General features: G+C 62.1%; 6 protein-coding genes. 2 read left to right on the top strand and 4 right to left on the bottom strand.

Annotated elements, in window-relative coordinates; translation table 11 throughout:
* On the bottom strand, positions 1-281 hold a 281-nt coding region (locus G3N93_RS36005; RefSeq protein WP_206135141.1), incomplete at its 3' end, for an SDR family NAD(P)-dependent oxidoreductase.
* Positions 282-445: 164 nt separating this feature from the next.
* Between G3N93_RS36005 and G3N93_RS36010 the strand changes: the two genes are divergently transcribed.
* Together G3N93_RS36010 and G3N93_RS36015 are read left to right on the top strand one after the other, a co-directional pair.
* Positions 446-1,417, top strand: a complete 972-nt coding sequence (locus G3N93_RS36010; RefSeq protein ID WP_174946718.1) for an aldo/keto reductase — start codon at positions 446-448, stop codon at positions 1,415-1,417.
* Between the two features lie 112 nt (positions 1,418-1,529).
* The gene (locus G3N93_RS36015; protein WP_174941695.1) at positions 1,530-2,375 is read left to right on the top strand and encodes a 23S rRNA (adenine(2030)-N(6))-methyltransferase RlmJ; all 846 of its coding nucleotides are present in this window, start codon (positions 1,530-1,532) and stop codon (positions 2,373-2,375) included.
* A gap of 15 nt (positions 2,376-2,390) precedes the next feature.
* Here the strand turns inward: G3N93_RS36015 and G3N93_RS36020 are convergent, their stop codons facing one another.
* The 3 genes from G3N93_RS36020 to cueR all read right to left on the bottom strand — a co-directional run bounded on the left by G3N93_RS36020 (position 2,391) and on the right by cueR (position 3,641).
* A complete protein-coding gene (locus G3N93_RS36020) occupies positions 2,391-2,726 on the bottom strand; it encodes a hypothetical protein (RefSeq protein WP_011352671.1) in 336 nt (111 codons plus the stop codon).
* Between the two features lie 148 nt (positions 2,727-2,874).
* Positions 2,875-3,021 (bottom strand): DUF3563 family protein, encoded by a 147-nt coding sequence (locus G3N93_RS36025; RefSeq protein ID WP_006478295.1) that lies wholly within the window; start codon positions 3,019-3,021, stop codon positions 2,875-2,877.
* A gap of 215 nt (positions 3,022-3,236) precedes the next feature.
* Complete coding sequence (gene cueR, locus G3N93_RS36030; RefSeq protein WP_174946714.1) at positions 3,237-3,641, bottom strand: Cu(I)-responsive transcriptional regulator; 405 nt, start codon at positions 3,639-3,641, stop codon at positions 3,237-3,239.
* Positions 3,642-3,931: the final 290 nt, after the last annotated feature.

Genomic DNA, 3,931 nt, shown 5'->3' on the forward strand with positions numbered 1-3,931 from the left:
ATGCCCGCGTTCGACACGAGGATGTCGACCGAGCCGAACGTTTCGGCCACCTTGTCGATACCGCTGTTCACGGCTTCCTCGTTCGTCACGTCCATCGCGACGCCGATCGCCTTGCCGCCCGCCTTGACGATCTCGTCGGCAACGGCATTCGCGCCGTCCTGGTTCAGGTCGGCGATCGCTACGGCCGCCCCCGCTTTCGCGAGCTCAAGTGCGATTTCCTTGCCGATGCCGCTCGCGGCGCCCGTGACGACTGCGGTCTTGCCGCTCAGATCTGCTGCCATGTCCGTCTCCTCCCATTGTCGGATCGATAAAACACACGCCCGCCGCGTCCGCTACCGTCGCGCGATCGTACCGGCGGGCCAGGCGCCATTGTGCACGATCGGCCCCGCCGTTCGCGCACAAAACGTCTAAGCTTAAGGTCGGTTCAGTCACGCAGGAGGTTCGCATGCACTATCGACGGCTAGGCCGCTCCGGCCTGCAGATCAGCGCGCTTTCGCTCGGTTCGTGGGTGACGTACGGCAACCAGGTCGACCAGCGGGTCGCGCGCGAATGCCTGGCTGCGGCGCGCGACGCAGGCGTCAATTTCTTCGACAACGCCGAGGTCTACGCCGGCGGCAAATCAGAGGAAATCATGGGCCACGCGCTCAAGTCGCTCGACTGGCCGCGCGTCAGCTATATCGTGTCCACAAAGTTCTTCTGGGGCCTGGCCGAAGCGCCGAACCAGTATCACACGCTGAACCGGAAGTACCTGCTGAACGCCATCGACGGCTCGCTGCGCCGGCTGCAACTCGACTATGTCGACCTCGTCTATTGCCATCGCCCCGACCCGAACACGCCGATCGTGGAAACCGTCTGGGCGATGAGCGACATGATCGTACGCGGCAAGGCGCTGTACTGGGGCACGTCGGAATGGAGTGCCGACGAGATCCGAGCTGCGTGCGAGATCGCCGAACGGCATCACTTGCACAAGCCGGTCGTCGAGCAACCGCAGTACAACCTCTTCCACCGCACGCGGGTCGAACAGGAATATGCGCGGCTCTACGACGACTACGGTCTCGGCCTCACCACCTGGAGCCCGCTGGCATCGGGCCTGCTCACCGGCAAGTACCGTAACGGCGTGCCGCCCGGCAGCCGCGCGCAGTTACAGGGTTACGACTGGATGCGCGACCGCCTGACCAATCAAGCCGCCAACGACATCGTCGAACGACTCGGCGCAATCGCAGCCGAGCTCGGCTGCAGCACGGCCCAGCTCGCGATCGCTTGGGTGCTCGCCAATCCGCGCGTGAGTTCGGTCATCACGGGCGCGTCGCGGATCGAGCAGATCAGTGACAACATGCACGCGCTCGATGTTGCCGCGAAGCTGACGCCGGATGTGAAGCAACGCATCGAGGAGGTGGTCGGCGATGCGTACGAGTAAGGCGATGCGCGGCCACTCGCGTACAATACGCGGCCCGCATCGGCGCCCGGCCTGACGGCCGCGCACGATCGACCGCTTTCATCGACTCACCTTTCGTTTCAGGCAGCCCGCCATGCTCAGTTATCGTCACGGTTTTCACGCAGGCAACCACGCGGACGTGCTCAAGCACGCCGTCGTCGTCCAGCTGCTGCGCTACCTGAACAAGAAAGACAAGTCGTACTGGTACATCGACACGCATGCAGGTGCCGGGGTGTACTCACTGCGCGACGGCTACGCGGCGAAGACGTCGGAATTCGACACCGGTATCGGCCGACTGTGGAACGAAAAGAACCTGCCGGAGGCGCTGGGCGACTATGTGGATGAAGTTCGCGCGCTGAACGACGACGGTGAACTGCGCTTCTACCCCGGTTCCCCGTACATCGCCTGGCGATCGATGCGCGAGCAGGACCGCATGCGCCTGTTCGAAATGCACACGACGGAAATCGATGTGCTGCGCCACAATTTCCGTGATGCCGGGCGACGCGCAATGATCTTCGCCGGCGACGGCTTCGAAGGCGTCAAGGCGCTGCTGCCCCCTCCACCGCGACGCGCACTCGTGTTGATCGACCCGTCCTACGAGGACAAGAAGGATTACGCGCGTACGGTGACTTGCCTGACGGAGTGTCTGAAGCGTTTCGCGACCGGCTGCTATGCAGTCTGGTACCCGCAGGTGACCCGGACAGAATCGCAGCGTTTTCCCGAGCAGTTGAAGCGCCTGCAACCGAACAACTGGCTGCACCTGACACTGACGGTGTCGAATCCGCCGACTGACGGGCTGGGTCTCTACGGCAGCGGGATGTTCATTCTGAATCCGCCGTATACGCTCGCCCAGAGCATGAACGAGGCACTGCCCTACCTGGTCGAGATGCTCGGACAGGATAGCGGCGCCCGCTGCCAGATCGAGCACCGCGGAAACTGATCGACCGGCTGGCCGTTACGGCTGAGGTCTCGGTGCGAGCCTAGGCTGGGGGGGCTGCTGTCCGCCCCACGCGGGGACATTGATATACGGCGCGACGAACAGCGGAACCGACGTGTTCGGCGCCTGCCCGGCCGGCGCCCGCATGCCTGCCGGCTCGACGATCGGCTCGGAAGACAACGGTGCCGTCTGCAGCACCAACCCGCCCTTGCCGTCCTGGATACCGCGTTGCGTATCGAGAATCAGCGGTTTGGACGACGTCGCGGCAACGGCCGCGAGTCCATGGACAAGCACCGCCGCGCCCAGAACGAGACGCGCGCGGGCACTTCGACGCACATCGAGACGCAAACGCATGATCGTGTCCTTCAGGATGAAAAGCAGGTGCATACCATAGCGCTGGACTGACGATTACGCCAGATCCGGCGCACAAAAAAACAAAGCCCCGTCAAATACGGGGCTTGCTTATCGTTCGGTGCCACGTGGCACCTGACGGTGACTCCGATTACAGCGAGTAACCGTTGGTTTCCAGCGAGCGGATGCGGCTCTCGAGCTGGACGATGTCCGACGAGGTGGCGAGGTAGGCCTCACGGCGTTCACGTTCTGCGGATTCGAACCAGTTGCTCAGCTTTTCGACGATGTAGGCGATCATTACGTTCTCCAAGGAAGGGGGACCCCTGGTGAATCGGTGTTCAGGGATTTCCCGTATAGGGTTATCCCGAATTATAGCGATGCCGCACCAAGATGCTAGTGAAATACTTGCATGGAAACCATTCCCAATCGGAATGACCGCCTGCCAAAGCATCGTAACTCATTGATTTATATGAAAATCAAATCGAGGCCTGATTTGAGCCTCGAGCGTGCGCACTAATTTGGTTCACCAACGGGGTCGGATAGACGCGCCAAAATCGGGCATTCGGGTCGCCCGTCACCATGACAGTGCGCAGCAAGATCGGCCAGTGTGGCGCGCATGTCGCTCAGCTCGGCGATGCGCTTGTCGAGTTCGGCCACATGCTCGAGGGCAATCGACTTCACTTCGGCGCTCGCGCGGGAGCGGTCTTGCCAGAGCATCAGCAGCTTGCGGATGTCCTCGACGAGAAAGCCAAGGCGTCGCGCCTGGCGAATGAAGCGGAGAATATGGATCTCGTCCGCACCGTAGATCCGGTAACCGGCGTCGGTACGCTTGCTCGGCGCCAGCAGACCGACCTGTTCGTAGTACCGGATCATCTTTGCGCTGACTCCGGATTCGCGCGACGCGTCGCCGATATTCATTCCCGCCCTCTCCATCAAGCCCTGGTTTCGAACATGAACGTCGACACGTGCAATCGCCGACGGCACGTCGATCGTATCAAATCGCGTGGTTTCGTTCCGGGGTAAGGATTGACTGCCGGATGACGGCTGAGTGACCTGGTGTGCGTGCCAGTGGGATGTGATGAATAGCGCCGCACATCCCGATCCCCTGCGCATTTCCGCCGCGCCACTGCAAAAACCCCCGCCTTTCGGGCGGGGTTTCTCGGCTTAGGGAGCCTGACGATTACCTACTTTCACACGGGATTCCGCAA

This window comes from Burkholderia sp. Se-20378, from assembly GCF_017104665.1.
GTDB lineage: Bacteria > Pseudomonadota > Gammaproteobacteria > Burkholderiales > Burkholderiaceae > Burkholderia > Burkholderia lata.